The organism is Methanonatronarchaeum sp. AMET-Sl (assembly GCF_029854155.1).
Classification (GTDB): Archaea; Halobacteriota; Methanonatronarchaeia; order Methanonatronarchaeales; family Methanonatronarchaeaceae; genus Methanonatronarchaeum.
Genome location: NZ_CP122958.1, coordinates 886,133 through 909,765, shown reverse-complemented (window position 1 = coordinate 909,765; position 23,633 = coordinate 886,133). Strand labels below are relative to the sequence as shown.

Below are 23,633 nucleotides of genomic sequence, written 5' to 3'. Positions count from 1 at the left end.
ATTATCTATAAATTTATTAATTGGAGGTGGTTTGGGCTAACTATGTTTTGTGCCATGGTTTTGTTTTATGAAAAAAAGGTTTAGGGTTTTTGGTTTATTTTGGTATTAGTTTTGCTTTTTTTATTTCGAGTTGGCCTTTTTGTTGTTTTTGGTTGAATTTTTTTTCTGTTTCTAATAACTGGATTTTTTGTTTGTAGTTTGGTGCGTCTAGTACTAGTGTTTCGTATTCTCCTCCTTCTCCTGCTAGGTTTATTCTCCATTTTTTTTGGATTTCTGTGAGTTCTTTGATTAGTTGTTGGTTTATTTTTTTGTTTAGGTGTTTTTTGGTTAGGCCTCCGGCTGAGACTTTTGTTATTATTACTTCAAAATCGTTTTTGGTTATGTATTTTAGTAGTTGTTTTTGGTTTGTTTGCCAGAGTGGTGTTATTGGTTTTAGGTCTAGTTGGTTGCATACTTTTTCTATTCGGGTTTTTTGGTAGTTGCTTTCTATTGCGCCGGTTATTACTGCTTCGAAGTTTATTTCTTTTTTTAGTTTCTTTAGGCCTTTTTTTAGGTCGTCTATTTCTTTTTCTTTTATTGCTTTGGTTTCGATCCATTTTAATGGTTTTTCTAGTGCTTTGGCTTGTAGTTCGGTTATTTCTGGTTTTTGGTAGTGGTACATATATGATTCGTTGTGTTCGGGGTGTACTGAAACGAGGCATTGTATATGGTGTTTTTGTTGTGCTTTGTATAGTGAGATTACAGAGTCTTTTCCGCCTGAGAACAGTGATATTGCTTTCATTTTTTCTTTGGTTTTTTATTGAATGTTTTATTGTATCTCTTGATTGTTTGTTTCCATGTTGGTAGGTTTGTTTGGCAACCTATTTTTTCTACAGTGAATGATGCAACTGTGGAAGCTATTTTACCGGTTGTTTCAAGGTCATAGCCTTTTTGTATTGCTGTTAGGAATCCTGCTCTGTATGCGTCTCCTGCTCCTGTTGGGTCTACTGCCTTTACTGGTACTGGTGGTATTTTGATTGTTTTTTCATTGTAGATTGTGCTGCCTTCGTCTTCGTTTGTAACTACAACTGTTTCGACCTGTTTTTTTATTTCATTGAATGTTAAGTCTGTTTTTGTTTTTATTTTCTTGATTTCGTGTATGTTGCTGAAAAGTATGTCTGTATTTTTTAGTATTGTTTTTAGGTCTTTTTTTGTGTATACTGGTAGGTCTTGTCCTGGGTCGAATGAAAGGTATTTTGCTTTTTCTGCGATTTTTTTATTGTATGTTGGGTCAGATGGGGCTAGATGAATTATGTCATATTTATCTATGTTTTCTGGGACGTTTTGTTCTGGGAATTTTTTTGATGCACCCCAATAGAAATATGTTATCTGACTGTCTTTTTCGTCTGTATATACAAATGCGTTGCTTGTTTTCCCTTCCAATATCTTCATGTGTTCTGTGTTGACTCCGATTTTTTCTAGATGTTTTTCGTATCCATATTCCTGGAAGTCTTGTCCTACGAGGCTTAGTAGTGATGACTCCATTCCGAGACTAGCTATGTTTGCGGCTACGTTTGCGGCTCCTCCTCCGTATAGTCGTTTGTAGTCTTCTATGTATATTGAAGAGTCTGGTTTCGGGAAACGTGGGACCCTGAATATATGGTCTATTGCTGTGTGGCCAACAGATAAAATCAAGGAGTTTCAAGCCTCCCGTCCTTCGTCTTCAACCTCCTCTTCATCAAGCTCTTCAATCTCTATCTCGTCTAACGGTGTTTCTGTCAAGACATTTCCAATACTACTTTTAGCTATTCTAATAGCGTGTTCTTGGTTTTCAGCATTGAAAACCTTCATACCAAAAATGAGTCCAACTAGAGCTGTGTCAGCCGCTATGTATACGCTTTCAAATGGCTGTCCACATGCAGGACATAGAGTTGAGCCTATATCGATCTCTACATATCCTAAACCGGATTTATTCAACTTATTTCCCGCTTCACTAATGGCAACACTCATCGCATCCTCAACAGATTCTACATCTTTCACAGACCAAGCAGCCTCAAGCGTCACATAATAATTATTCATAACTATCACATCACCAATTACCTACGTTAAATCAAAAAATTATATTACGGTAGTATAACTGTAAATTCGTTTAGAGTTTGTTCAACAAATAATTGTTTCATAGATATGTTGGTTCTTTCAATTTTTTTATTAAAAACCAGCATCTGGTTTAGTAAATAGACGTTATAATCATTGAAGAAGGTTTTTTGTGCATTGGCTTTATTCGGATTACCCTGTTTATAGGCCTTTTATTTTTATTTCTCTGTCTTTCTCTGGGAATGGTATTCTTATTTGAGTCAGGTCTCTTGGAACTATTGTGTTTTTAAATCTTTTTTTGGCTTCTTTTAGTAGTGGTAGGTAGTTTTTTGAGTATCTTGAGCTTAGGTGTGTGAGTGCTAGCATTTTTGCGTTTGTTTTGCTTGCTGTTTCTGCTGCTTCTTTTGCTGTGGTGTGTTTTGTTTCAATTGCTCTTTCTTGATCTTTTGATGTGAATGTTCCGTCATGTATTAATAAATCTGCTTCTTTGCTTGCTTCTTTGATTTGTTGGTTTGGTCTGGTGTCTCCGGTGTATACGATTTTTCTTCCTTTTCTTGGGGGGCCTAAAATCATTTCGGGTGTTATTTTTTTGTCTCCGATCTGTATTGACTGGCCTTTCTGTAGTTTGCCGAAATCGGGGCCTGGCTCTACACCGAGTTCGATTGCCTTTTCTCTATTGAATTTTCCGGGTCTTTCTTTTTCTTGTAGTATGTATGCAAGTGCTTGTATTTTCCGGCCATGGTCGGCTTTAACTACATTGATTTTGTATTCTTTGTGTTCTATTGTTTCGCCTGGAGCAACTTCCTTTACTTTGATTTCGAAGTTTGGTGTGTTTGCTCCTAAGGCTGACATTGCTTTTATTAATCTCTGTGTTCCTTCTGGCCCTATTATCTCAACTGGTTTTTCTCTTCCTTGGAATGCGAGTGTCTGTATAATTCCTGGTATTCCGAGGAAGTGGTCTGCATGGAAATGTGTTATGTATATTCTGTCTAGAAACATTCCTGTACGTGCTTTCATCATCTGTCTCTGGGTTCCTTCTCCACAGTCGAACAACATCATTTCGTCTTCTCTTTTGATCATTATTGCGGGGGGGTTTCGTTCAACTGTGGGTGTTGCCCCGGCTGTTCCTAAAAAAATTACGTCTAAAGGCATATTTATCTATTTTATTGGTTTTAATTAGTTTTTGAGGCTATGGATAGGTGCTGGTATACGGCCGCCACGCTCTACAAACCCCATCGATTTGTAGTTTGATACAGACATTATCGTTGACTCTCCTAAAAGACCCCCGAAACTAACTGTTTCACCTGCTTTCTTTCCTGGAACTGGAATTAATCTGATTCCAGTGGTTTTGTTGTTCATCATTCCTATTGCACATTCATCAGCGATTATCGCGCTGATTGTTTCTATTGATGTGTCTCCGGGTATTGGAACCATGTCTAGGCCTACGCTGCATACGCTTGACATAGCCTCCAGTTTCTCGATGTTCATTGAGCCTTGTTTTACGGCTCTTGCCATGCCGGCGTCTTCGGTTACCGGTATGAAGCTTCCGCTTAATCCACCTACGTTGGCGGTTGCCATCATACCGCCTTTTTTCACTGCATCTGTTAGTAATGCTAGTGCTGCTGTGCTCCCTGGGGCTCCACATCCTTCTATACCCATTCGCTCCAATATTTCTGCTACTGAGTCTCCTTCCGCTGGTGTTGGAGCTAGTGATAGGTCAACTATGTTGAAATCTACATCTAGTTTTTCCGCGACTTTTTTCCCAATTAGTTCTCCAGCTCTTGTCATTTTGAATGATGTTTTTTTAATTGCTTCAGAGAGTTCACTGAAATCTCCATCTGTTGTTTCTACAACAGAGCGGACTACTCCTGGACCGGATATAGCAACGCTTATTGATGATTCTTGGTTTCCAGCTCCATGCATCGCTCCAGGCATAAATGGGTTGTCTGGGGGTGCGTTTGCAAAAAAACCGAGTTTTGCAGAACCTATACCTCCCTCACTACTTGTTTTTTGACTGGTTTCTTTAACGATCATTCCGGATTTTTTAACCGCATCCATGTTTATTCCGGATCTTGTGCTCGCTACCTCTACAGATGAACAAACTCTCTCAGTTTGAGCTAGTGCTTGTGGAATGGTATCCAACAAACATTTGGAGGCGTTGGTCATACCTTTATCTACGAGGGCTGAATATCCACCTATGAAATCAACGCCTATCTCTCTGGCGGCATCATCCATGGCTAAAGCAACTTTAACACCCACCTCTGGGTCACTGTTTATTGCGGGCCCTATCATCTCTCCTACCGGTGAAACAGATATACGTCGGTTTACGATTGGTATGCCATAACGACTTTCAATTCTGTCGGCTGAGTTGGAAAGTTCTCTGCCTTCTTCAATTATTTTTTGTTTTACATTTTCAGCTAGTTTTTTTGGGTTGCTAGAACTGCAGTTACCTATGTTTATCCCTAGGGTCACAGTTCTTATATCAAGGTTCTCGATTGCAACCATGTCGATGGTTTCAAATATCTCTTCAGAACTGATCAACCTAAATCACACCCTATGCATCTGTCGGAAAATCTCTTCAGACTGAACAGTGATACGAACCCCTTGTTCTTCTCCAACCTTGTTTAATTTATCTTTAAGTTCATTAAAATCAATATCTGAGTTCTTTAGGTCAGCGAAAAGCAGCATTGTGAATACTTCTCGTACAACGGTTTGAGAAATATCAAGAATGTTTGCATTAACATCAGCTAGTGCTTGAGTGATATTGGCAACAATCCCTGGATGATCTGAACCTTCAACAGTTATTACAACTACGTCTTCTTCATTCATAATTAACTCCTCCTAAATATCCTTATGACTCTTGTAAGCGATCTATGAACTCTAACTCTATAACTCTCAATTTCATCTGCCCATCCTATTAAATCAGTCCCTTCAGGCAAAACCAAAACTAAATAACCCTTTTTCTTCAATACCCTAAACATCTCTTCTACAGATTTATTTATCAATTCATCAAGTGATCCTGCATCAACACGTGAAGAACGTCCATATGGAGGGTCTGCAACGACAGCATCAACCGATCTCTCCCTGAAAGGAAGATTCAATGCATCCGCCTGAATTAAGTCAGAATCTAAACCAACAAAATCCAAATTACGTCGACATCCCAACAACATATCTCTATCAATATCTACTCCAACCGGAAAAGCCCGTACAAAACCACCTTCAATCAAAAAACTACCAGTTCCCGCAAAAGGATCCAACAAAACTTCATCCCTGCCAACACGACTCAGATTAACAATTAAACGTGCAAAACGGGGATTTATACCAACAGGACTAAAGTGAGGACGTACAGTAGGCTTCCAGCGATCAAACTTACCACGATCAATATCGCTTAACTCTCTACCAAGAACATAACCCCCATCCACAATAAAAACCCTGTAAACAACATCCGGGTCATCAAGGTCAACAACACCATCTATAACACCACCAACCTCTCTCTCAACATCCCGGCCACCACATGAACCACCACGATTCACAGCCCTAACACAAAAAGATCCCTCAGGCCTTAAACTACTAGAAACCTCAATCAAACCACTATAATCCCTCTCAAAACCAACTAAACTACAAACCCTATGAGACATAGAAAGCCTACCAGACAAATACTCAACATCCAAACCCTCAACACCAACAACCAAAACCCTATTAAAACACCCAAAAACCTCAAAATCAAGATCCAAAGCCTCAAATACACTAATCACTTCAGCAAAAGGTAATTCTGGATGTTCCCCAGACAAATCAAAAACAAAACCCTCACCAATATCCATTACAAGCTCCTTAATTAAGAATGGAGATAAAAATAGAAAAAACAAATGGATACAACCTAAAACAAACAAAACCAAAACACCAGATAACATAAAAACAAACAAAACTAAAAAATGTAAATTATAAAAGGTTTTGAAATATTGTCTCCACAATTTTTTAGGGGGAGGGATATGGTTTTATGAATATCCCAGTTATTAAATACTTAGTATGATTTCAGATTTTCATATTCACTCGGTCTATAGCGATGGAGACCTCTTACCTTCTGAGATTGCTGAGAGGTATCGCGTCAATGGTTTTGACCGTATAGCTATCACAGATCACATCGATTTCTCAAACCTAGATGTTGTTGAAAAACTCACTAAAATATCGAAAGAAATTGAAAACATTGAGTTGGTTGTGGGTGCTGAATTAACTTTCACACCTGTAGACAAAATCGAGAAGCTTGCAGAGAAAGCTAGGTCCTGTGGTGCTGAAGTCATTGTTATGCATGGTGAAAGTCCTGTTGAACCAGTTCCGGATGGAACAAATATCGCTGCAATCGAGTCCGGTTTAATAGATATCTTAGCTCATCCAGGATATATAACGGATGAAGTAGCTGAGAAAGCACGTGAACAGAACGTATATCTAGAGATCACGACTAGATGTGGTCATTGTTATACGAACGGTCATGTTGCTAAAAAAGCGATTGAACACAACGCCCCCTTAATAATCAACTCAGATGCACATCATTTAAAAGACCTCCTTACACCTAAAAAAGCTATGAAGGTTGGTTTAGGGGCAGGTATACCAAAAAAATTGGTTAAAGAAATCATACATGAAAACCCAGATAAGTTATATTCAAGAAAAACAACCAATAAAACCTAAAAACCAATAGACCGTTTTTAAATCTCTCTAGAAAAGTTAAATCGAATCGATCCTCTTGTCACCTAAAAGTTAAACTATATCTGTTTCTTGAGGGATGTTCACAAAAATATTATAAGCTTGAAACCTGAAATTAGTTGTTAATAATAGGTTAGCGTTTTTTTAGATTTGAATTAGATTCTAATCACAATTACAAATTGCATGAGGTATATATATGGCTACAGTATATGATGTTCCACCGAATGAATTAATTGAAGAGGTTGCAGAGAAGTTGGAAGATGTCGAAGAGGTAGAGCCTCCAGAGTGGGCTGACTTTGTTAAAACAGGTGTCTCTAAAGAGAGACCCCCATCCCAGGATAACTGGTGGTACATAAGGTCAGCCGCCCTTTTAAGAAAAGTATATACAAAGGGCCCTATAGGTGTTGGAAGGCTTAGGAAATATTATGGCGGAAGAGCCAACAGAGGCAGTTCTCCAGAACACTTTAGAAAAGGCTCTGGATCTATAATCAGAACGTCTCTACAACAACTTGAGGGCGCTGGTTTTGTCCAGAAATCAATGGACGGTAGAGAAATTACAAATGAGGGCCAAAGCTTTCTTGATCAAACTGCTCGTGAAATAAAAAGCAGTTTAGAAGAGGAAAAAGAAGTCCTTAAGAAATATTGAATAGATACATTACATTGATATATAGATAATTAGGGGTGTTTTATCGATGGATGAAGAAGAAATCAAAAAACTTCGGGAAAAGAAACTACAGGAAATGCAGAAAAGAGCCGGACAAGAAGGTGGGTCTGAAGAACAAGAACAGGAGATTGAGAACCGTAAGAAAAAGGTCTTACGTAAAATATTGACTTCTGAAGCAAGGCAACGCCTTAAAAACCTTAGCATGGTTAAACCTGACTTCACCGAATCTATTGAACAACAACTAATAATGCTTGCTCGAAGCGGTAGGATTCAGGGTCAAATCGATGACAATCAACTTAAAGAAATTCTTAAAAAAGCACAAGAAGGTAGTAGTAAGGATATCAATATCAGAAGAAAATAAAGTGATTCATATGGGTAAAAAAAACAAAGCTAAGAAAAAGAGACTTGCGAAAAAAAACAGACAGAACAGCAGAGTTCCAGCATGGGTTATGATGAAGACAAACCGAGATGTAACAAACCACCCAAAAAGACGTAGCTGGAGAAGGGACGACACAGACGAGTAAGAGGTGTTGAAAGTTGGAAGAAAAAGTAATTAAAATCCCTCTTAAAAAAATTAAGAGGTTTTCAAAAAACAAACGGGCATCTAAAGCCATATACGAGATACGTGAAAGACTGTCAAAACACCTAGACACAGATATCGATCAAATCTACATCGATAACTCCCTAAACGAAGAAATCTGGAAAAGAGGAATCAAAAAACCACCATCACACATCAGAGTTCTTGCCAGAAGATTCGAAGACGGAGTAGTTGAAGCAGAGCTGGCCGAACAATAAAACAAAAATAAATAAAAATATAATTAAAATGCTTTTCGAGAGACTGGAAGTATTCGGGAGTCAGATGGTAGGTGTCTACTGTAGTGCCTCAAACGATTACGCGTTAGTGCCAACTGGAATGAAACAAAAAGTCATTAAAGCAATCGAGAAAACACTGGAAGTAGAAGCAATAGAATTAACCATTGGAGACAGCGTTTTAGTTGGATGTCTATCCGAAATAAACAAGAACGGCATACTAGTATCGGACATAGCAGGGGAAAAGGAGATAGAGATACTTAAAAACGAGACAGGCCTAGAAATAGAGATACTTTCAGAAGGCATGAACACATCAGGAAACCTAGTGCTATCAAACGACACAAACGCATTAGTACATCCAGACCTCGATGGAAAATACATTAAAAAAATACAGGAAACACTGGATGTGGAGATAATCAAGACCGCTATCTCAGGTATAAAAAACGTTGGTGCAGCAGGTGTTGTAAACAACAAAGGCATATTGCTACATCCAATGGTCAATGAAAACGAGTTAAACGAGATATCCAGTAAATTTGGTTTAAACGCAGCAGTAGGGACATTTGGATATGGAATGCCAATGGTTGGTTCAGGGGTTGTAGCTAACAACAATGGCTTCCTAACCGGTAAAAAAACCACCGGGCCAGAACTAGGAAGAATAGAAGAAGCATTGTTTTCAGAATAAAATGGTGATAAATATGGAGTTTGAAGTAAACGGATATTTTGATATGGGATCAAACAAAAACCAGAAATTCAAGAAAGTTATAGAAGCAGAGAACGAAGAAACAGCTAGAGAAAAAATCTACTCAATACTAGGAAGTAAACACAGAGCTAAACGCCGACAAATCCAGATTAAAGAAATTAAAAAACAAAACTAAATATAGCCAGCCAATATACGGTTGGCAAACTAACTTTTTTTAACAATTGAAACTTTAACGACTACCAGACCCATTTACTTGAGGAACATTATGTTTAAAAAACTAAAGGATGGAGTTAACTCACTTAAAAAAAAGGTAGAAGAGAAAACTGGGATTAAAGAAGAAGAAATAAGGCCTGAAGAAATACCTGAAACCCAAGAAACAGACGAAAAACCAATAGATAAAGACAGTGATGTCAAGGATAAAAAAACATCATTTAAAAACAAGGCAAAGAAGTTCATTAAAGAGAGAAAGGTAATACTTAGTGAAGACGATGTTGAAGACCCTATCTCCGACTTCAAGTTCGATTTAATTGAGAATGACGTTGCTTTCGACGTTGCCGAAAAAATCGGGGAAGATGTCAAAAAAGACCTAGTGGGACAAGAAATAAAATGGCGTGAAGACGTAGGTAAAATCGTTAATGAGAGCCTTAGAAACTCAATCCTTAATATATTTACAAGCGAGTTCGAATTCAATAGATACATAAAAGAAACAGATAAACCAGTTGTAATAATATTTGTTGGAACCAACGGTGTAGGTAAAACAACAACCATCGCCAAGATGGCTAAGATGTTGCGAGACAAAGACTATAAAACCGTTTTAGCAAACGGAGATACTTTCAGGGCTGGAGCGATGGAACAAATAGAGAAACATGGAGAAAAACTAGATCTTAAAGTAATCAAACATCAAGAAGGATCAGACCCTGCAGCAGTAATCTACGACGCAGTAGAGTTCGCCCAAGCAAACAACTACGATATCGTGTTAGGTGACACTGCAGGCAGGATGCATACAGACGTCAACCTAATGGATCAAATTAAAAAAATAAAAAGAGTTGTAGATCCAAACCTCGTGTTCTTCGTCGATGAAGCTGTTGCTGGAAGTGATGCAGTGGAGCGTGCCCGAGAATTCGATGAAGCAGTAGACATAGATGCATCAATTCTAACTAAAATAGATGCAGACGTAAGTGGTGGAGCAGCTATCTCCATATCATACGCAACAAAAAATCCAATAATATTTGTTGGAACAGGACAAAGTTACGATGACTTAAGAAAGTTCGATCCAGAATGGTTCGTTGAAGAGATTGTTGGGTGATAATATTGGTCTTAGATAACTTAGGTGGCTCCCTTAAAAAGAGCATAAGAAATATTGTAGGCAAGGGCCGGATTAGTAAAAAAGATGTTAAAGAACTTAACAAAGAAATCCAGAGAGCCCTACTAAAGTCCGACGTAGACGTACGGATGGTTAAATCTCTTACAGACAGAATAAAAGAAAGAGCTCTAGATGAAGAGCCTCCTAAGGGAGCTAGTGCGAGAGAACACGTCATAAACATAGTTTATGAAGAACTTGTCAACATAGTAGGTAAAGGATCCGATGTCACAGTTGAAGAACAAGACATCATGTTAGTAGGGCTCCAGGGATCCGGTAAAACAACAACCGCTGCAAAACTAGCTTATTACTTTAAAAACAAAGGACTTAAAACCGGTTTGGTTTGTGCAGACACACACAGGCCAGGTGCCTATAGCCAACTAGAAAAACTATCAAATGAAGTTAACTGTCTTTTTTACGGCGAACAAGATTCAGATAACGCAGTATCAGTAGTTGAAAACGGATTAAAAGAATTGAATAAATCTGAAGTCCGTATAATTGATACAGCAGGTCGTCACTCACTGGAAGAAGACCTAATAAGAGAGATGGAGGAAATAGAAGAGATAGTTGGAGCCGACCACACATACCTCGTTATAGACGCATCAATCGGCAAAGGCGTTAAAAAACAAGCAAAGGCATTCAACGATGCAATAGGAATAGATGGCGTAATAATAACCAAACTCGATGGTACAGCAAAAGGTGGAGGAGCATTAACAGCAGTATCAGAAACCGACACCGGAATCGCGTTCATAGGTTCAGGAGAGAAATATGAAGAATTCGAGGAATTCGATCCAGACAGCTTTATATCCCGTTTATTAGGAATGGGAGACATCCAGAAACTAATGCACAGAGCCGAAGAAAGACTCGACCCCGAAGACATGGACATGGAGTCCATGATGAAAGGAGACCTAACACTCAAAGACGTATACCAACAACTCGAGTCAATAACAAAACTAGGTCCATTAAAACAAATCATGAACATGCTTCCAACAGGCCCTAGAGAACTACCAGACGATGCATTAGACATAACAAAAGAAAAAATGGAGAAATTCAGAATCATCATGGATTCAATGACTGAAGAAGAACTTGAAAACCCCCAGAAAATCGATAGCTCTAGAGTACGCCGAATCTCAAGAGGCTCAGGAACCTCAAGAGAAGAAGTAAACGAACTATTAAGATACCACAAAATGATGAAAAAACTCATGAAAAGCATGAGAGGTAAAAGACTCCCAATGAACAAGATGATGAAGAAATTCGGTAGATAACATGGAAAACGATAAAAAAAATGATTTAAGTCGGCCAGCGAGAAAAGCACTAGATATATTAATAGATAAACAGTTATGCAACCATTGCCTAGGTAGACAATACGGTTTACTACTAAGCGGTCTAGACAACAAAACCCGTGGAAAAATCCTTAGAAACTACCTAATGATGCACGGCGACCTCAAACTAATGGAGAACGACAACCCCGAAATACTTACTTTAACTGGAAAAAACACCGAAATCGGTGAAAAATCCCTAAAACGGAGAGGGATAGATCCAAAGCCAGATAAACATGATTGTTGGTTATGCAGTGGTTTATTTAAAAACCTAGATCGGTATGCTGACGAAATAAAAGAAAAAACCAGTGACATAGAATTCAATACATTCTTAGTTGGAACAAAACTCACTCCCAAACTGATACAAAAAGAAGAAACAATATGGACTGAATATGGAGCAGACTACGCCGAATCCCTAAAATCCGAGATAAATCGAGAGGTTGGAAAAAGGTTCGAAAAACAAGTTGACGCAGTAGTCGAATTCGAAACACCCGACTTAGTCGCAATAATAAACCTAAAAGACAGTTCAATAGAGATAAACAACAACCCAATATTCTTTTACGGTCGATACAGAAAACACGTCAGAGGAATACCCCAAACCGAGTGGTACTGCCCAGTATGCAGAGGAGAAGGATGCATGCGGTGCGATGGAGAGGGACGTTTATACGAAGAATCAATAGAAAAAACAATTTCAAAACCATTACTCCGAGAAACAGAAGGAAAAACAGCAGTATTCCATGGAGCAGGTAGAGAAGACGTCGACGTAAAGATGTTAGGTAACGGAAGGCCATTCGTAATAGAAATAAAAGAACCAAAAAACCGAGAAATAGACCACCAAGAAATCATGGAAGAAATAAACAACAAACACGGAGACAAAATCGAAGTCAAAAAACTACAACCAACAAACCGGAACAAAATCGAAGAAATCAAAGAAGCAAGAGCACCCAAAACATATAGAGCAAAAATAAACGCCAAACCCAATGAAAACCAAATAACCCAAGAACAACTAATGAAAGCATTAAAACAATTAGAGGGAAAAACAATAGAACAAGAAACACCACGTCGAATTTCAAGAAGACCAGAGAAAACACGAAAAAGAAAAATACTTGAAACAGACATACTAGACAAAACAAACGAACACTACATAATCAAAATCAAAACAGAAGCCGGAGCCTACGTAAAAGAAATAATAAGCGGCGACAACGGCAAAACAAAACCAAGCCTAGCAGAACTACTAAACAAAGATATAAAATGCCTCGAACTAGACGTATTAAACGTACATTACACAGAATAAACATAAAAAACAAGATTTTTAACAAAGTTTTCTGGAATTTCTACTTAAAAAACCAATTAATATAATTGGAGAAAGATTAATAACTTAAAAGGTGATTTATAATGCCTCAAAAATCAAAAGGATCAAGACAAGGAACAAGAAAAAAACTAACTAAAAAAGAGCGAGAGAGAGGAGCAATACCTGTAACTAGGTCAATTAGAGAGTTTGAAGAAGACGACAGAGTTCACATAATTATAGATTCAGCCATCCAAAAAGGAATGCCTCATCCAAGGTTTCATGGAAAAACAGGCCGAGTATTAGAAAAAAGAGGCCAAGCCTACGTGGTAGAGGTAACCGATAAAAACGATAAAAAGAAACTAACCGTAAGGCCAGAACACCTCAAACCACAGCAAGGGTGATTACTTTGGTTAAAGAGGTTCTAAAAGACGAACCAATAACCATCTCCGAAGTAAGCAAGATACTCACCGACGAAATAACCCAACGAAAAGAAGATGACAAAAGAATAGGTTACGCACAGAGAAGGTCATATGACCAAGTACAGAAATTCTCAAAAAACAAACCAGAAGATGCAGCAAAACTCAGAGAAGAACTACTAAACCACGAAAAAGTAACACCCAAATTATCAGTTAAACTCACAGACCTAATGCCAAAAGAAAAAAAAGAAATACGAGCCATTTACGCAAAAGAAAGATTCGCATTAGATAGCGATGTAATTGAAGAGATACTAGAGATAATAAATAAATACCGTTAACAAGAGAGCTTAATATGTAGGTCTAAACCTACAGACATTAACTAAAACATATATGGGGAAGAAAAAGGAATGAAAAGCAATAACAAGAAAGAAGATTATATTTGGGTTTTGGATTTTCTGCCTAGAGGCCATGTCGATGACGATCGACCGGCATACAAAAAAGAACCCTTAATCCAGGGCATTGGTGAAGAACACTTCACGCTACTTGAAATCGTTCCAAAAGAAGGAGAAACCGTAAGCCAATACGATAGAGTATACATAGGTCCTGGTGAAAGGGAAAAAGCAGACTACGTTAAAACAAGAATTAGTTTTGAAGAATTAACACGAAACGCTCAAACCGAACTACCATACATAATAGAAGAGCTAGTTAAACAAAATGAAGATGAATACATCAAAGCATTCAACAACGCACAGCCAATCACAACAAGACAACACACCCTAGAGCTCTTCCCCGGAATCGGAAAAAAATTAATGTGGAAAATACTCGATGAAAAAGAAGCTGGAGGAGACTTCGAATCATTTGAAGACCTTTCAGAAAGAGTAAACGGAATACACCACCCTGAAAGGATATTAGCAAAACGAATAACCCAAGAAATCAAAGAGAAAAACCTCAAATACAGGTTGTTCGTTAAAAAAGACTAACAAAAACCACAGCCATAGATGGATACAAAAAAAATACTAAAAAAACATAACATACGGCCCAAAAAAAATTTGGGCCAAAACTTTCTTATCGATAACAAAATCGCTGAGAGACAGGTAGGTTATGCCGAAATAAAACCTGGTGAGCGAGTGCTAGAAATAGGTGGCGGTCTAGGTACTCTAACCCAAGAACTAATAAAAAAACCCTGCAAGGTAATCGTCATAGAAAAAGACCCAAAACTCCAAAATATACTTCAAAAAAGATTTGGAGAAAAAATAACATTGATAAAAGGCGATGCACTTGAAACAAGTTTTGAAGAAATCGATAAAGTTGTAGCAAACCTCCCATACCAAATATCATCAGAAATAACCTTCAAAATCTTGCGACAGCCATTCAAGAAAGCTATATTAATGTACCAAAAAGAGTTTGCTGAAAGAATGACAGCAAAACCGGGAACAAAAGAATATGGACGACTCACAATCGGAGTCGACCTCTACTCCAAAGCTGAAATCTTGGAGAAAATACCTAAAAACGCTTTTTATCCACAACCAAAAATAACATCTGCAATAGTCAAACTTACACCTAAAAAACCTAGTTATACCCCACTCAACCAAGACTTCTTTCTTAACTTTACTAAAGCAATATTCAGTCAGAGAAGAAAGAAACTCAAAAACGCAATACAAAACACAAGACATATGATGAAACCAAAACCCAGCAAACAAACAACCAAAAACGCAATAAAACAAATCGGTGAGTTGACAGAAAAAAGACCTGGAAAACTAACCCCCAGCCAGATAGCAAACTGCTCAAACAAACTATACAAAGAGATAAAAAAACAAAAATAACTTTAGATTAAAAATGGATTTTAAAAACCATTACAACGAACAAACCTACCCCCCATCCGATGACTCATACCTAATGATTCAGACAATAAAACAAAAACCAAAAAAATGGAATGAAGCATTAGATATGGGTACCGGAACCGGAATAATAGCTTTTCACCTATCCAAAAAAACCAGACACGTAACCGCAGTTGACATAAACCCCCATGCATTGAAATCGGCAGAAAAAAACCTACTAAACATAAAAAACATAGATCTAATACAAAGCGATTTATTCAACAACATAAAACCCAAGAAATACGACTTAATAACATTCAACCCTCCATACATACCTATAAAAAACCAGGAACTGCCGAAAAACCAAGAGATCGAGAAGTCATGGAACGGTGGTGAAAACGGTAGAAAAACAATAAAAAGGTTTTTAAAAGAAGCTAGAAACTACCTATCAATAGATGGAGAGATACTACTATTAATCTCATCTATAACAGGGTCTAGAGAAACAAAGAGAACCGCAAACAAACTAGGATATAACACCAAGACTTCTAATAAAAAAGAAATATTTTTCGAAACACTTGAAGTGCTTCAACTAACAAAAAAATAAAAAAAATAACCCCCCCAAGTTTTTAGAACGCATCCTTAATATTGTCTTTAACCGTCTGGAAAAACCCTTTATCCGGCTCTTTATGCCTACCCTCATACTGCCGTAGTTCTTTAAGTATCTCTTTCTCTCGATCGGTTAGATCGGTAGGTGTCTCTACAATCGCCTTTACATAAAGGTCTCCATAACCCCTTCGATTAAGCCTTGGCATTCCCTTACCCTTCAACCTAAACACATCACCGTTCTGTGTACCAGCCGGTATATCAAGCTCTACATCTCCATCAAGGGTCGGTATTTCTGCTTTACTACCTAATGCAGCATCTGAAAAACCCATCTTCAATGTATAAAAAAGGTTTTCACTCCGCCTTTCAAAGATATCGTCTTCCCTAACTTCAATAGCGATAATCAAATTACCTCTTCTACCGCTCTCCACATCGGTATGGCCTTTCCCATCAACCTTCAATCGCTGTCCACTTTCAATACCCTTTGGAATCTCTATAGATACTTCATCTCTTATGTAATGCCTACCCTCGCCAGAACAACGTTCACATGGATTGTCTATCATCCGGCCTGAACCATCACACTTCGGACATTCCGTGATAACTATCTGTCGACCTAACATTCCTTTACGGACTTGACGAGTTTCTCCAGTTCCCTGACACTCTCTACAGGTCTCTACAGAGTCAGGGTCGTTTGAACCACGGCCATTACATTCACTACATCTCTCAAGCCTTCTAACTGAAACTGTTTTCTCACGGCCTTCATAAGCATCTTCGAGCGTTATATCCATTTTCATCGAGAGATCTAGGTTTTTTTGTCTGCCACCAGACCCTCCAAAGATGTCTCCGAAGAAAGAACTAAAGATATCATCGAAGCCTTGGGATCTGGCTCTGCGACGGAAATCACCATCTATACCTGCTTTACCAAACCTATCATATTTCTCTCTTTTCTCCTCATCACTCAATACCTGGTAGGCTTCATTTATTTTTTTAAATTCATCTTCACTGGCTTCTTCAGACCCTGAGTCAGGATGATATTTCTTGGCTTTACGCCTATATGCCTTCTTTATCTCTTTCTGACTAGCATCTCTGTCAACACCTAATATGTCGTAGTAGTCTTCAGTCATTATTATCAACCAACAAAATCCTCAACCAACAACACATAAAAAAAATGGTTGGGGGATAGAGGTTATTTATCCCCTTCTTCTTCATCAACTTCTTCGTAATCTACATCAACATATTCCTGACCTGGTTGTTGACTTCCTGCGGCGGCGCCAGGACCGGGGTTAGGTCCGGGGCCTTGGGTGCTGCCACAAGCTGCTCCCTGACCTCCATAGGCACTTTGACCTATTTCTTGTGAGGCTTCCATTAGTTTCTCGCTTAATCTCTCTATTTCATCAAGGTCTGGGTCGTCTTTACCGATCTCTTCTTCGAGTTCTTCAATATGCCCCATAATATCGGTTTTTAGGTCTTCATCTACTAGTTCTTCGTTTTCTTCGAGCACTTTCTTAGTTCCTCTAATTAATTGTTCAGCTGAGTTTATAGCTTCGATTTTTTCTTTTTTCTTTTCGTCTTTTTCTTTGTATTTCTCTGCTTCTTCTTTCATTTTCTCTATTTCGTCTTCATCCAACCTGGCTTGGTCTTGTATTGTTATAGATTGTTCTTTACCGGTTCCTTGGTCTTTTGCTGAAACCTGTAGGATTCCATCTGCATCGATTTCGAATGTAACATCTATCTGTGGTACTCCGGCTTTTGCAGGGGGTATTCCATCTAAAACAAACCGACCTAGTGATTTGTTGTCTTTAGCCATCGCCCTTTCTCCTTGAAGCACGTGGACGGTTACAGATGTCTGGTTATCGACAGCGGTTGTAAATGTCTTTGATTCTTCGGTTGGTATTGTTGTGTTTTTTTCAATCAATTTAGTGAATACTCCACCCTTAGTTTCTATACCAAGTGAGAGCGGTGTTACATCTAGGAGTAATAGGTCATCTACTTCACCAGCAAGAGAACCTCCCTGTATAGCCGCTCCTAATGCAACGACTTCATCTGGATTGATTTTCTTGCTTGGCTCCATTCCAAAAAAGTTTTCAACTTTTTCACGTACCAATGGAACTCTTGTCGAACCACCAACCAACAGGACGTCATCTATATCTGTTTTATCCATATCAGCTTCATCAAGACCTTGTTTTGTGAGTCTAATTGTCTTCTCTACAAGTTCTTCAATCAATTCTTCAAACTTAGCTCTTGTTATCTTGTAGTCGATGTTTTTTGGCCCTTCCTCGTCTTGGTATACAAAGGGTATGTTGATTTGTGTTCTTTTTTTGTTGGAAAGTTCTTTCTTAGCTTCCTCAGCAGCTTCTTTTATTCGCTGTAACGCCTGTGGTTCTTCTCGTAAATCAACGCCATGTTCATCCATAAATTTATTGGCTATCCAATCAATCAATTTTTCATCGAAGTCATCTCCACCTAGATGGTTGTCACCGGAGGTAGCGATCACTTCAAATATACCTTCATCGAGCTCCAATATCGATAGGTCGAATGTCCCTCCCCCAAAGTCATAGACTGCGATTGTTTTTTCTTCACTATCTCCAACCCCATATGCGAGGGAGGCTGCTGTAGGTTCATTTATTATTCTCTCTACTTCGAAACCAGCTATTTCTCCAGCATCTTTTGTAGCCTGTCTTTGAGCATCTGTAAAGTATGCTGGAACCGTGATTACGGCTTTATTTATCTCTTCACCCATATACTCTTCAGCATCCATCTTGAGTTTCTGGAGAATCATTGCAGATATCTCTTGAGGTGTATGTTCCTTACCTTCAAGCTCAACTTTGTAGTCCTCTCCCATATGTCGTTTAATAGACTTCACCGTGTTCTCAGGATTCATCACAATCTGGTTTTTAGCAGGCTTACCAATAAGCCGTTCACCATCTTTAAAACCAACAATAGATGGAGTGGTCCTGTCTCCCTCACCATTCTCGATTATATCAGCGTCTCTACCCTCAACTATAGCCATCGCGGAGTTAGTTGTACCTAAATCTATTCCAAGTATTTTTTCAGTTTTACCGTCACTCATCACAATCATCTCCTTCAATCTCAGTTTCTTCAGAACTATCTAAACTTGATTCATCACCATTAGGATTAAATGCAACCCTAACAAGACCGGGCCTTAAAACCTGTTCATGGTAAGTATATCCTTCCTGTAAAACCTCAACAACCTCACCATCTTGATGTTCATCTGACTCAACACGCTCAATAGCTTGATGGAGGTTGGGGTCGAAAGTTTCAGATTCAACCTCACTAAGACCACGGTCCTTTAATGAATCAATCAACAGGTTATACGTATTCTCAACACCCTCATAAAAACCGTCATCACTAACATCTTCAACATCTAAAGCTGCTTTAAACGAATCTACAACATCAAGAAGGTCTTTAACAAAATCAACCTCGGCTTTAAAAACCTCTTTCTCAACCCTACTATCCATTCTCTTCTTATAGTTCTCAAAATCTGCTTTAACCCTTTTAACAAGGTTCTCCAACTCTTCAACTCTCTCTTCTTTCTCCTCTAACAACCTACATAACTCTTCCTTATCCAGCTCATCCATTGACTCATATTCATCCATAAAAATACCTCCAACTCCAATACAACAAACACTTAAACTATATTTCCTTATAGCAAGCGTTCCTTATAGCAAGCGCTATCCAACATTAAATATTTACTTTCACCACAACGAACATACAGTAAAAAACACACAACAAAATACAAACTCAAACCCTTACTCTCTCAACAAACTAAACCCTGTATCCTCTTTAACTTTTTGGATACCTCCCTAGAAATATTTCATAAAAGGTAAACTTAATGTAATTACGAACCAAAAGAATACCAAGAGAATCGATAAAAATACAATAAATTAAATTAAATCAATGGAAATAACTATGAAAAGACTTCTTTTTACAATCGGTATTTTAATCTTATTAATAGCCACAATGGGTGTCGGGACAACCTATGCCGAAACAACCAACAACGAATTGGGCACCATAAATGGATCAGTCCTACTAGACAGTGGAGAAGAAACAACACCAGTCCCCAACCTAAACGTAACACTACACGAATACATCGAAGAAGACCAAGTTCTTGAAGAAACAACCACATACAACACAACAACCAACGAAGACGGAGAATATATATTCGAAGACATAAACACAACCAGAACCTACCAAATTTCAACAGAATACCAAGACATAACATACTGGTCCAACCAAATAGAGTTTAATAACGAAACAGAGATACAAGAAAACATAACAGTATTTGAAAAAACAAACACCACAGAAGACCTAATAATAACAGGACAAGGACACCTAATATTCATAGAAAAAGCTGAAGACGGCGGGCTAAACATACTCGAATTAATCCAGTTCTACAACCAAGGCAACAAAACAATGGACGGAGCAATAACTCTCGACATACCTGAAAACAGTGAAGTAATAATGACATTCCCCGAAGACATGGAGAGTTCTGAAAAAGGCCTAGAAGTCCCCACAACAATGATGCCCGGAGAAGGCGACCAATTCTACATCGAATACCACCTAGATGTCGATATCGATGACTACATATTCGAAAAAGAAATACTACACGAAACACAACTAATGGGCATCCTAACCGACTCAGATAAACTAAGTTACGGCGAGCGAACAAACCTCCTTGAAATGGAAGACCCAACAGAAATGAACGACATCACCTACACCACATTAATAACTGGTTCCCAAGAAGAATACGGAGGAATAACCGTAGGTGACACAGTATCGGTTGACCTGCAAGAAAAAAGCGAAATGGGGATCTGGATCTATCTAGCTGTTTTCGGAATAATATTAATCTCAATGGTTGCATTCTGGAAAAGAGACGTTATATCCTCGAAATTAGGGGGTAAAACCACCAAAAAGAAGAGTGGTAAAAAAGGTATCCTTGAACAAGAGAAAGAAGAGATTTTTTCCGAGATGGATAAACTTGATAAAGAAAACAAAAACGGACAGATCTCAGATGAAGAATATAGAGAAAGGATGAAAGAACTAAAAAAACAAGCTGTTGACGTAATGAAAAAAATAGAAGAACAAGACCAAAAATAAATCCCCTCCAACCCCTATTTCTTATTTTTCTTTAAAATCATGAATATCTAGCTTTTTAGGCTTTAGATATTGTTCAATAGATTTATACACAATCTATTTTTAATTGTATGTTTTTGTGGTCTCCGTCAGCTATCCACCGCTGGAGTGGGGTTTCGCGCTTTACCGCTTTGACACCTTCTTATCCCTGGAGATAACTAGGCTTACTGCTCTTTCGAACTCTCACAAAAGCTAGGTTTGGGGTGTTATTCTTTAAATCCATGTTTCCCTATCAATGGAACGAAGGCACATCTTCCCCATTCTTCTCGAATTAATTCATTACCTCTTTTTTTCCCTACAATCAGTGTTTGGGATCTCATATCACCAACAGGTGCAACAATAATTCCTCCATCGATTAATTGGTCGACCAATGGTTTTGGTAGTTCAGGGGCTCCAGCTGTTAAAAGTATCCTGTTGTATGGTGCTTCTTCACTATATCCCTTAGAGCCATCTCCAACTACAACGGTAACTTTATCTCCATAACCGGTTTTTTCTAGGTTATTTCTAGCCTTTTCAGCAAGTTTTTCGATTCTTTCTATAGAGACGACCTCTCCACCATCAAGTAGTTCAGCAATGACCGCTGCATTATAACCACTACCCCCACCTATCTCAAGAACAACCTCATCTCCATCAAGCTCTAGTTTTTCTACTAAAATACCAACCATGTGAGGAGCGCTAATCGTCTGATTCTCCCCAATCGGTAAAGGCCTGTCATAATAAGCACTTTCACGACGGTTTTCAGGAACAAATTTATGTCTAGGAACCGTTCTTAAAGCTCTCTCCACATCTTCATCGGCAATAAATCCTTTATCAACAAGCCTGTCAACAAGTCTATCACGCCGTTTCTCCATACTCATACCACTCCCCCCACGCCTCAACCTCAATATTTTATCCAAAAACCGATTCAAATCCAAATCTAAAAACACCATTAACTAAATCTATCACTCACGCTATAAATGAATTGTCAAAAACTCCACCATACTTCGTTCAGTCTAACGACTTGGCTAGTTTAGGGTGGGGCTTGTCCTTGAACTCAGCCTCAAACCCGTCCGGGTGAGCAGGTGAGTCCACTACTCGGCGTCACTGTTCCAGATTTTAAGGCAAGTTGACTGTTGCCCGTCCGACACACGTAATCGTATGCCATAATTTCAACTTAGTTCAATGTCTAAATGTGGCTATTAATATATTGGTCTTTTAGTGGTACGAACGCGGCCCTCCACTCTCAAACCACTCACTACACTTGTTCCTTGAGGAAACGGGACTCCTCGCTACCGCTTAGTTAAAAAATAGTTTAAAAGATTTATTTTAATTCAAGGCTAGACCTCTTTATCTTCATGAAATGGTTTTAACATTGATTTAAGAAGAAAAAACACTGGGATGCTATGTAATTCGATAAGAATGAATTTTTCAAATGTAGGTGGATGTTGAAATGCATTCTGGCATATATAGTGTTTGTAATATCTCCAAAAAAAAGGGTGTTTTGTAAACCTAAAAGTAAGATTCATTGTCTATCTTAGTGGTCTGAATATGCCTTGTGAACTCTGTAGCTATGAGTTGGCTTCTATCTCTGTTAGTTAGAAGGGTAGGGGGAGAACCCTATTAGGGTGTTTGTAACCCCCTGTCTTTTTAGGGTTTGGGGGGTTGTTTTTTAAGATGTTATTTTGTTTAGTAGGTTTTTTTGGCTTGCTTCTTTTATTTCTTGGGCGATTCTTTTGCCCATATACATGTTTTCATTGTATTTTAGGTATGCGTATGGTGAGGTTCCGATTCCAACGTTGCTTCCTGCTACGATTCTAGCTGATATCTCGAATGTATATATGTCTAGGTTTTCGGTGAACACGGTTTCTAGGCAGAATGGTCCAACTATTCCAGGGGTGGCGATTTCGTTTGATTTTTCTACTACGTTGTCTCCCATCCTTAATATTTCGGGGAGTAGTGACTCTCTAGCGGTTACAGGTATGTTTCCGACAACTGTGTAGGTTGGGTCTACTTCTATCTCTAGTTGTTCTTTTGCGGGTATTTTACCGATACTGTCTACAGTTGATTCGTATCTACGGTCCATGCCTAACATCTCTACTTCATTTCTTACGATGGATCGGAAGTATTGTGGGTATGCGTTTACTCCGATTATGTATTCTTGTATATGGACGTTTTCTATATCCTCTTCTGTTATATGGCCTTTTTGTTTCATTTCCTGTAGTTTTCGTTTGAATGATTGTTCTGAATTTGCTATGAAGTAGCCTTTTCCTCCTTTGGCTCCGGGAAATTTGGCTATAACTGTGTTTTCGATTTTACTTGGGTTTTCTATTACTTTGGGTAGTTTTATTCCTGCTTGTTTGAGCCATTTATGTTGTTTTTCTCGGTCGGTTTCCCATGCTAAGAGCTCTCGGTTTCCGAATAATGGGACGTTTATATCGAATACTTTGTCTCCGAGATATGCGTTAAAGGAGCCGTGTGGTATGAGTATTGTGTTTTTTTGTCTGAGTTCTTGTTGGGTTGTTTTTGAGAGCATATCACTGTATTCATCTACTACAATGATTTCATCTGCAACATCGAAACGGTCGTAGGTTATTTTACGGTCTTCTTGACATATGCATAGGGTGTTGAAGTCGTGTTCTTTTGCTCCTTTAAGTATGTTTAGAGCTGAATGTGATCCTATTGTACCGATTGTTAAGTTCTGTTTATCATATTTATTTATTATTTCTTTGATTTCTTTAGGGGTCATGTT

The 23,633-nt window shown here is 38.4% G+C and carries 28 protein-coding genes and 1 pseudogene; 16 read left to right on the top strand and 13 right to left on the bottom strand.

The window, feature by feature from the left end; all coding sequences use genetic code 11:
* Positions 1-94 precede the first annotated feature (94 nt).
* From QEN48_RS04595 to QEN48_RS04565, 7 genes are all read right to left on the bottom strand, one after another.
* Positions 95-781 (bottom strand): diphthine--ammonia ligase, encoded by a 687-nt coding sequence (locus tag QEN48_RS04595; protein WP_280107725.1) that lies wholly within the window; start codon positions 779-781, stop codon positions 95-97.
* Complete coding sequence (locus tag QEN48_RS04590; protein ID WP_280107724.1) at positions 778-1,674, bottom strand: carbohydrate kinase family protein; 897 nt, start codon at positions 1,672-1,674, stop codon at positions 778-780. The genes QEN48_RS04595 and QEN48_RS04590 overlap by 4 nt, the downstream gene beginning before the upstream one ends.
* A gap of 6 nt (positions 1,675-1,680) precedes the next feature.
* Positions 1,681-2,058: a DUF555 domain-containing protein gene (locus QEN48_RS04585; protein WP_280107723.1), complete on the bottom strand. Its 378-nt coding sequence runs from the start codon at positions 2,056-2,058 to the stop codon at positions 1,681-1,683.
* A gap of 216 nt (positions 2,059-2,274) precedes the next feature.
* Positions 2,275-3,225: a ribonuclease Z gene (rnz, locus tag QEN48_RS04580; protein WP_280107722.1), complete on the bottom strand. Its 951-nt coding sequence runs from the start codon at positions 3,223-3,225 to the stop codon at positions 2,275-2,277.
* Between the two features lie 24 nt (positions 3,226-3,249).
* Positions 3,250-4,614 carry a PFL family protein gene (locus QEN48_RS04575; RefSeq protein WP_280107721.1) on the bottom strand — a complete coding sequence of 455 codons (1,365 nt, stop codon included), beginning with the start codon at positions 4,612-4,614 and terminating at the stop codon, positions 3,250-3,252.
* A 6-nt stretch (positions 4,615-4,620) separates the two neighbouring features.
* A complete protein-coding gene (locus tag QEN48_RS04570; protein WP_280107720.1) occupies positions 4,621-4,902 on the bottom strand; it encodes an ACT domain-containing protein in 282 nt (93 codons plus the stop codon).
* Between the two features lie 2 nt (positions 4,903-4,904).
* The gene (locus QEN48_RS04565; RefSeq protein ID WP_280107719.1) at positions 4,905-5,939 is read right to left on the bottom strand and encodes a methyltransferase domain-containing protein; all 1,035 of its coding nucleotides are present in this window, start codon (positions 5,937-5,939) and stop codon (positions 4,905-4,907) included.
* 160 nt (positions 5,940-6,099) lie between these two features.
* On the opposite strand from QEN48_RS04565, the gene QEN48_RS04560 reads away from it, so the two are divergent.
* From QEN48_RS04560 to QEN48_RS04490, 15 genes are all read left to right on the top strand, one after another.
* Positions 6,100-6,756: a histidinol phosphate phosphatase domain-containing protein gene (locus QEN48_RS04560; RefSeq protein ID WP_280107718.1), complete on the top strand. Its 657-nt coding sequence runs from the start codon at positions 6,100-6,102 to the stop codon at positions 6,754-6,756.
* Positions 6,757-6,967: 211 nt separating this feature from the next.
* Entirely contained in the window at positions 6,968-7,417 is a 450-nt protein-coding gene (locus tag QEN48_RS04555) for a 30S ribosomal protein S19e (protein WP_280107717.1), read from the top strand.
* A gap of 46 nt (positions 7,418-7,463) precedes the next feature.
* Positions 7,464-7,796 carry a DNA-binding protein gene (locus QEN48_RS04550; protein ID WP_280107716.1) on the top strand — a complete coding sequence of 111 codons (333 nt, stop codon included), beginning with the start codon at positions 7,464-7,466 and terminating at the stop codon, positions 7,794-7,796.
* 10 nt (positions 7,797-7,806) lie between these two features.
* A complete protein-coding gene (locus tag QEN48_RS04545; RefSeq protein WP_280107715.1) occupies positions 7,807-7,959 on the top strand; it encodes a 50S ribosomal protein L39e in 153 nt (50 codons plus the stop codon).
* Between the two features lie 13 nt (positions 7,960-7,972).
* The gene (locus QEN48_RS04540) at positions 7,973-8,230 is read left to right on the top strand and encodes a 50S ribosomal protein L31e (RefSeq protein ID WP_280107714.1); all 258 of its coding nucleotides are present in this window, start codon (positions 7,973-7,975) and stop codon (positions 8,228-8,230) included.
* A 28-nt stretch (positions 8,231-8,258) separates the two neighbouring features.
* Complete coding sequence (locus QEN48_RS04535) at positions 8,259-8,927, top strand: translation initiation factor IF-6 (protein WP_280107713.1); 669 nt, start codon at positions 8,259-8,261, stop codon at positions 8,925-8,927.
* Between the two features lie 13 nt (positions 8,928-8,940).
* Positions 8,941-9,120, top strand: a complete 180-nt coding sequence (rpl18a, locus tag QEN48_RS04530) for a 50S ribosomal protein L18Ae (protein ID WP_280107712.1) — start codon at positions 8,941-8,943, stop codon at positions 9,118-9,120.
* Positions 9,121-9,210: 90 nt separating this feature from the next.
* The gene (ftsY, locus tag QEN48_RS04525) at positions 9,211-10,251 is read left to right on the top strand and encodes a signal recognition particle-docking protein FtsY (RefSeq protein ID WP_280107711.1); all 1,041 of its coding nucleotides are present in this window, start codon (positions 9,211-9,213) and stop codon (positions 10,249-10,251) included.
* A 5-nt stretch (positions 10,252-10,256) separates the two neighbouring features.
* The gene (locus QEN48_RS04520) at positions 10,257-11,570 is read left to right on the top strand and encodes a signal recognition particle protein Srp54 (protein WP_280107710.1); all 1,314 of its coding nucleotides are present in this window, start codon (positions 10,257-10,259) and stop codon (positions 11,568-11,570) included.
* 1 nt (position 11,571) lies between these two features.
* Entirely contained in the window at positions 11,572-12,918 is a 1,347-nt protein-coding gene (locus QEN48_RS04515) for a tRNA pseudouridine(54/55) synthase Pus10 (protein WP_280107709.1), read from the top strand.
* Between the two features lie 101 nt (positions 12,919-13,019).
* Positions 13,020-13,316 carry a 50S ribosomal protein L21e gene (locus QEN48_RS04510; protein WP_280107708.1) on the top strand — a complete coding sequence of 99 codons (297 nt, stop codon included), beginning with the start codon at positions 13,020-13,022 and terminating at the stop codon, positions 13,314-13,316.
* 5 nt (positions 13,317-13,321) lie between these two features.
* Entirely contained in the window at positions 13,322-13,669 is a 348-nt protein-coding gene (locus QEN48_RS04505; RefSeq protein ID WP_280107707.1) for an RNA polymerase Rpb4 family protein, read from the top strand.
* Between the two features lie 69 nt (positions 13,670-13,738).
* Positions 13,739-14,311 carry a DUF655 domain-containing protein gene (locus QEN48_RS04500; protein ID WP_280107706.1) on the top strand — a complete coding sequence of 191 codons (573 nt, stop codon included), beginning with the start codon at positions 13,739-13,741 and terminating at the stop codon, positions 14,309-14,311.
* Between the two features lie 18 nt (positions 14,312-14,329).
* Positions 14,330-15,154, top strand: a complete 825-nt coding sequence (gene rsmA, locus QEN48_RS04495; RefSeq protein ID WP_280107705.1) for a 16S rRNA (adenine(1518)-N(6)/adenine(1519)-N(6))-dimethyltransferase RsmA — start codon at positions 14,330-14,332, stop codon at positions 15,152-15,154.
* A gap of 13 nt (positions 15,155-15,167) precedes the next feature.
* Positions 15,168-15,752 carry a HemK2/MTQ2 family protein methyltransferase gene (locus tag QEN48_RS04490; RefSeq protein WP_280107704.1) on the top strand — a complete coding sequence of 195 codons (585 nt, stop codon included), beginning with the start codon at positions 15,168-15,170 and terminating at the stop codon, positions 15,750-15,752.
* Positions 15,753-15,774: 22 nt separating this feature from the next.
* Here QEN48_RS04490 and dnaJ read toward each other — a convergent pair whose 3' ends face one another.
* The 3 genes from dnaJ to QEN48_RS04475 all read right to left on the bottom strand — a co-directional run bounded on the left by dnaJ (position 15,775) and on the right by QEN48_RS04475 (position 19,368).
* Positions 15,775-16,875, bottom strand: coding sequence for a molecular chaperone DnaJ (dnaJ, locus tag QEN48_RS04485; protein ID WP_280107703.1), 1,101 nt, complete (start codon positions 16,873-16,875; stop codon positions 15,775-15,777).
* A gap of 62 nt (positions 16,876-16,937) precedes the next feature.
* A complete protein-coding gene (gene dnaK, locus QEN48_RS04480) occupies positions 16,938-18,821 on the bottom strand; it encodes a molecular chaperone DnaK (protein ID WP_280107702.1) in 1,884 nt (627 codons plus the stop codon).
* Positions 18,814-19,368, bottom strand: a complete 555-nt coding sequence (locus tag QEN48_RS04475; RefSeq protein WP_280107701.1) for a nucleotide exchange factor GrpE — start codon at positions 19,366-19,368, stop codon at positions 18,814-18,816. The genes dnaK and QEN48_RS04475 overlap by 8 nt, the downstream gene beginning before the upstream one ends.
* Before the next feature lie 313 nt (positions 19,369-19,681).
* On the opposite strand from QEN48_RS04475, the gene QEN48_RS04470 reads away from it, so the two are divergent.
* Positions 19,682-20,869 (top strand): hypothetical protein, encoded by a 1,188-nt coding sequence (locus QEN48_RS04470; RefSeq protein WP_280107700.1) that lies wholly within the window; start codon positions 19,682-19,684, stop codon positions 20,867-20,869.
* A gap of 242 nt (positions 20,870-21,111) precedes the next feature.
* Here the strand turns inward: QEN48_RS04470 and QEN48_RS04465 are convergent, their stop codons facing one another.
* The 3 genes and pseudogenes from QEN48_RS04465 to QEN48_RS04460 all read right to left on the bottom strand — a co-directional run bounded on the left by QEN48_RS04465 (position 21,112) and on the right by QEN48_RS04460 (position 23,630).
* Entirely contained in the window at positions 21,112-21,762 is a 651-nt protein-coding gene (locus QEN48_RS04465) for a protein-L-isoaspartate(D-aspartate) O-methyltransferase (protein WP_280107699.1), read from the bottom strand.
* A 130-nt stretch (positions 21,763-21,892) separates the two neighbouring features.
* Positions 21,893-22,028 (bottom strand): annotated as a pseudogene (locus QEN48_RS07965) (RNA-guided endonuclease TnpB family protein); the annotation flags it as partial.
* 525 nt (positions 22,029-22,553) lie between these two features.
* A complete protein-coding gene (locus QEN48_RS04460; RefSeq protein WP_280107698.1) occupies positions 22,554-23,630 on the bottom strand; it encodes a formate--phosphoribosylaminoimidazolecarboxamide ligase in 1,077 nt (358 codons plus the stop codon).
* Between the last annotated feature and the right edge of the window lie 3 nt (positions 23,631-23,633).

What these genes read in the sequence shown, in the direction of transcription:
- QEN48_RS04465 (WP_280107699.1), bottom strand. Translation starts at nt 21,762, where the DNA reads ATGAGTATGGAGAAACGGCGTGATAGACTTGTTGACAGGCTTGTTGAT.
- ftsY (WP_280107711.1), top strand. Translation starts at nt 9,211, where the DNA reads ATGTTTAAAAAACTAAAGGATGGAGTTAACTCACTTAAAAAAAAGGTA.
- QEN48_RS04595 (WP_280107725.1), bottom strand. Translation starts at nt 781, where the DNA reads ATGAAAGCAATATCACTGTTCTCAGGCGGAAAAGACTCTGTAATCTCA.
- QEN48_RS04535 (WP_280107713.1), top strand. Translation starts at nt 8,259, where the DNA reads ATGCTTTTCGAGAGACTGGAAGTATTCGGGAGTCAGATGGTAGGTGTC.
- QEN48_RS04555 (WP_280107717.1), top strand. Translation starts at nt 6,968, where the DNA reads ATGGCTACAGTATATGATGTTCCACCGAATGAATTAATTGAAGAGGTT.
- dnaJ (WP_280107703.1), bottom strand. Translation starts at nt 16,875, where the DNA reads ATGACTGAAGACTACTACGACATATTAGGTGTTGACAGAGATGCTAGT.
- QEN48_RS04490 (WP_280107704.1), top strand. Translation starts at nt 15,168, where the DNA reads ATGGATTTTAAAAACCATTACAACGAACAAACCTACCCCCCATCCGAT.
- QEN48_RS04515 (WP_280107709.1), top strand. Translation starts at nt 11,572, where the DNA reads ATGGAAAACGATAAAAAAAATGATTTAAGTCGGCCAGCGAGAAAAGCA.
- QEN48_RS04585 (WP_280107723.1), bottom strand. Translation starts at nt 2,058, where the DNA reads ATGAATAATTATTATGTGACGCTTGAGGCTGCTTGGTCTGTGAAAGAT.
- QEN48_RS04510 (WP_280107708.1), top strand. Translation starts at nt 13,020, where the DNA reads ATGCCTCAAAAATCAAAAGGATCAAGACAAGGAACAAGAAAAAAACTA.
- QEN48_RS04545 (WP_280107715.1), top strand. Translation starts at nt 7,807, where the DNA reads ATGGGTAAAAAAAACAAAGCTAAGAAAAAGAGACTTGCGAAAAAAAAC.
- QEN48_RS04570 (WP_280107720.1), bottom strand. Translation starts at nt 4,902, where the DNA reads ATGAATGAAGAAGACGTAGTTGTAATAACTGTTGAAGGTTCAGATCAT.
- dnaK (WP_280107702.1), bottom strand. Translation starts at nt 18,821, where the DNA reads ATGAGTGACGGTAAAACTGAAAAAATACTTGGAATAGATTTAGGTACA.
- QEN48_RS04550 (WP_280107716.1), top strand. Translation starts at nt 7,464, where the DNA reads ATGGATGAAGAAGAAATCAAAAAACTTCGGGAAAAGAAACTACAGGAA.
- QEN48_RS04560 (WP_280107718.1), top strand. Translation starts at nt 6,100, where the DNA reads ATGATTTCAGATTTTCATATTCACTCGGTCTATAGCGATGGAGACCTC.
- QEN48_RS04460 (WP_280107698.1), bottom strand. Translation starts at nt 23,630, where the DNA reads ATGACCCCTAAAGAAATCAAAGAAATAATAAATAAATATGATAAACAG.
- rnz (WP_280107722.1), bottom strand. Translation starts at nt 3,225, where the DNA reads ATGCCTTTAGACGTAATTTTTTTAGGAACAGCCGGGGCAACACCCACA.
- rsmA (WP_280107705.1), top strand. Translation starts at nt 14,330, where the DNA reads ATGGATACAAAAAAAATACTAAAAAAACATAACATACGGCCCAAAAAA.
- QEN48_RS04475 (WP_280107701.1), bottom strand. Translation starts at nt 19,368, where the DNA reads ATGGATGAATATGAGTCAATGGATGAGCTGGATAAGGAAGAGTTATGT.
- rpl18a (WP_280107712.1), top strand. Translation starts at nt 8,941, where the DNA reads ATGGAGTTTGAAGTAAACGGATATTTTGATATGGGATCAAACAAAAAC.
- QEN48_RS04500 (WP_280107706.1), top strand. Translation starts at nt 13,739, where the DNA reads ATGAAAAGCAATAACAAGAAAGAAGATTATATTTGGGTTTTGGATTTT.
- QEN48_RS04470 (WP_280107700.1), top strand. Translation starts at nt 19,682, where the DNA reads ATGAAAAGACTTCTTTTTACAATCGGTATTTTAATCTTATTAATAGCC.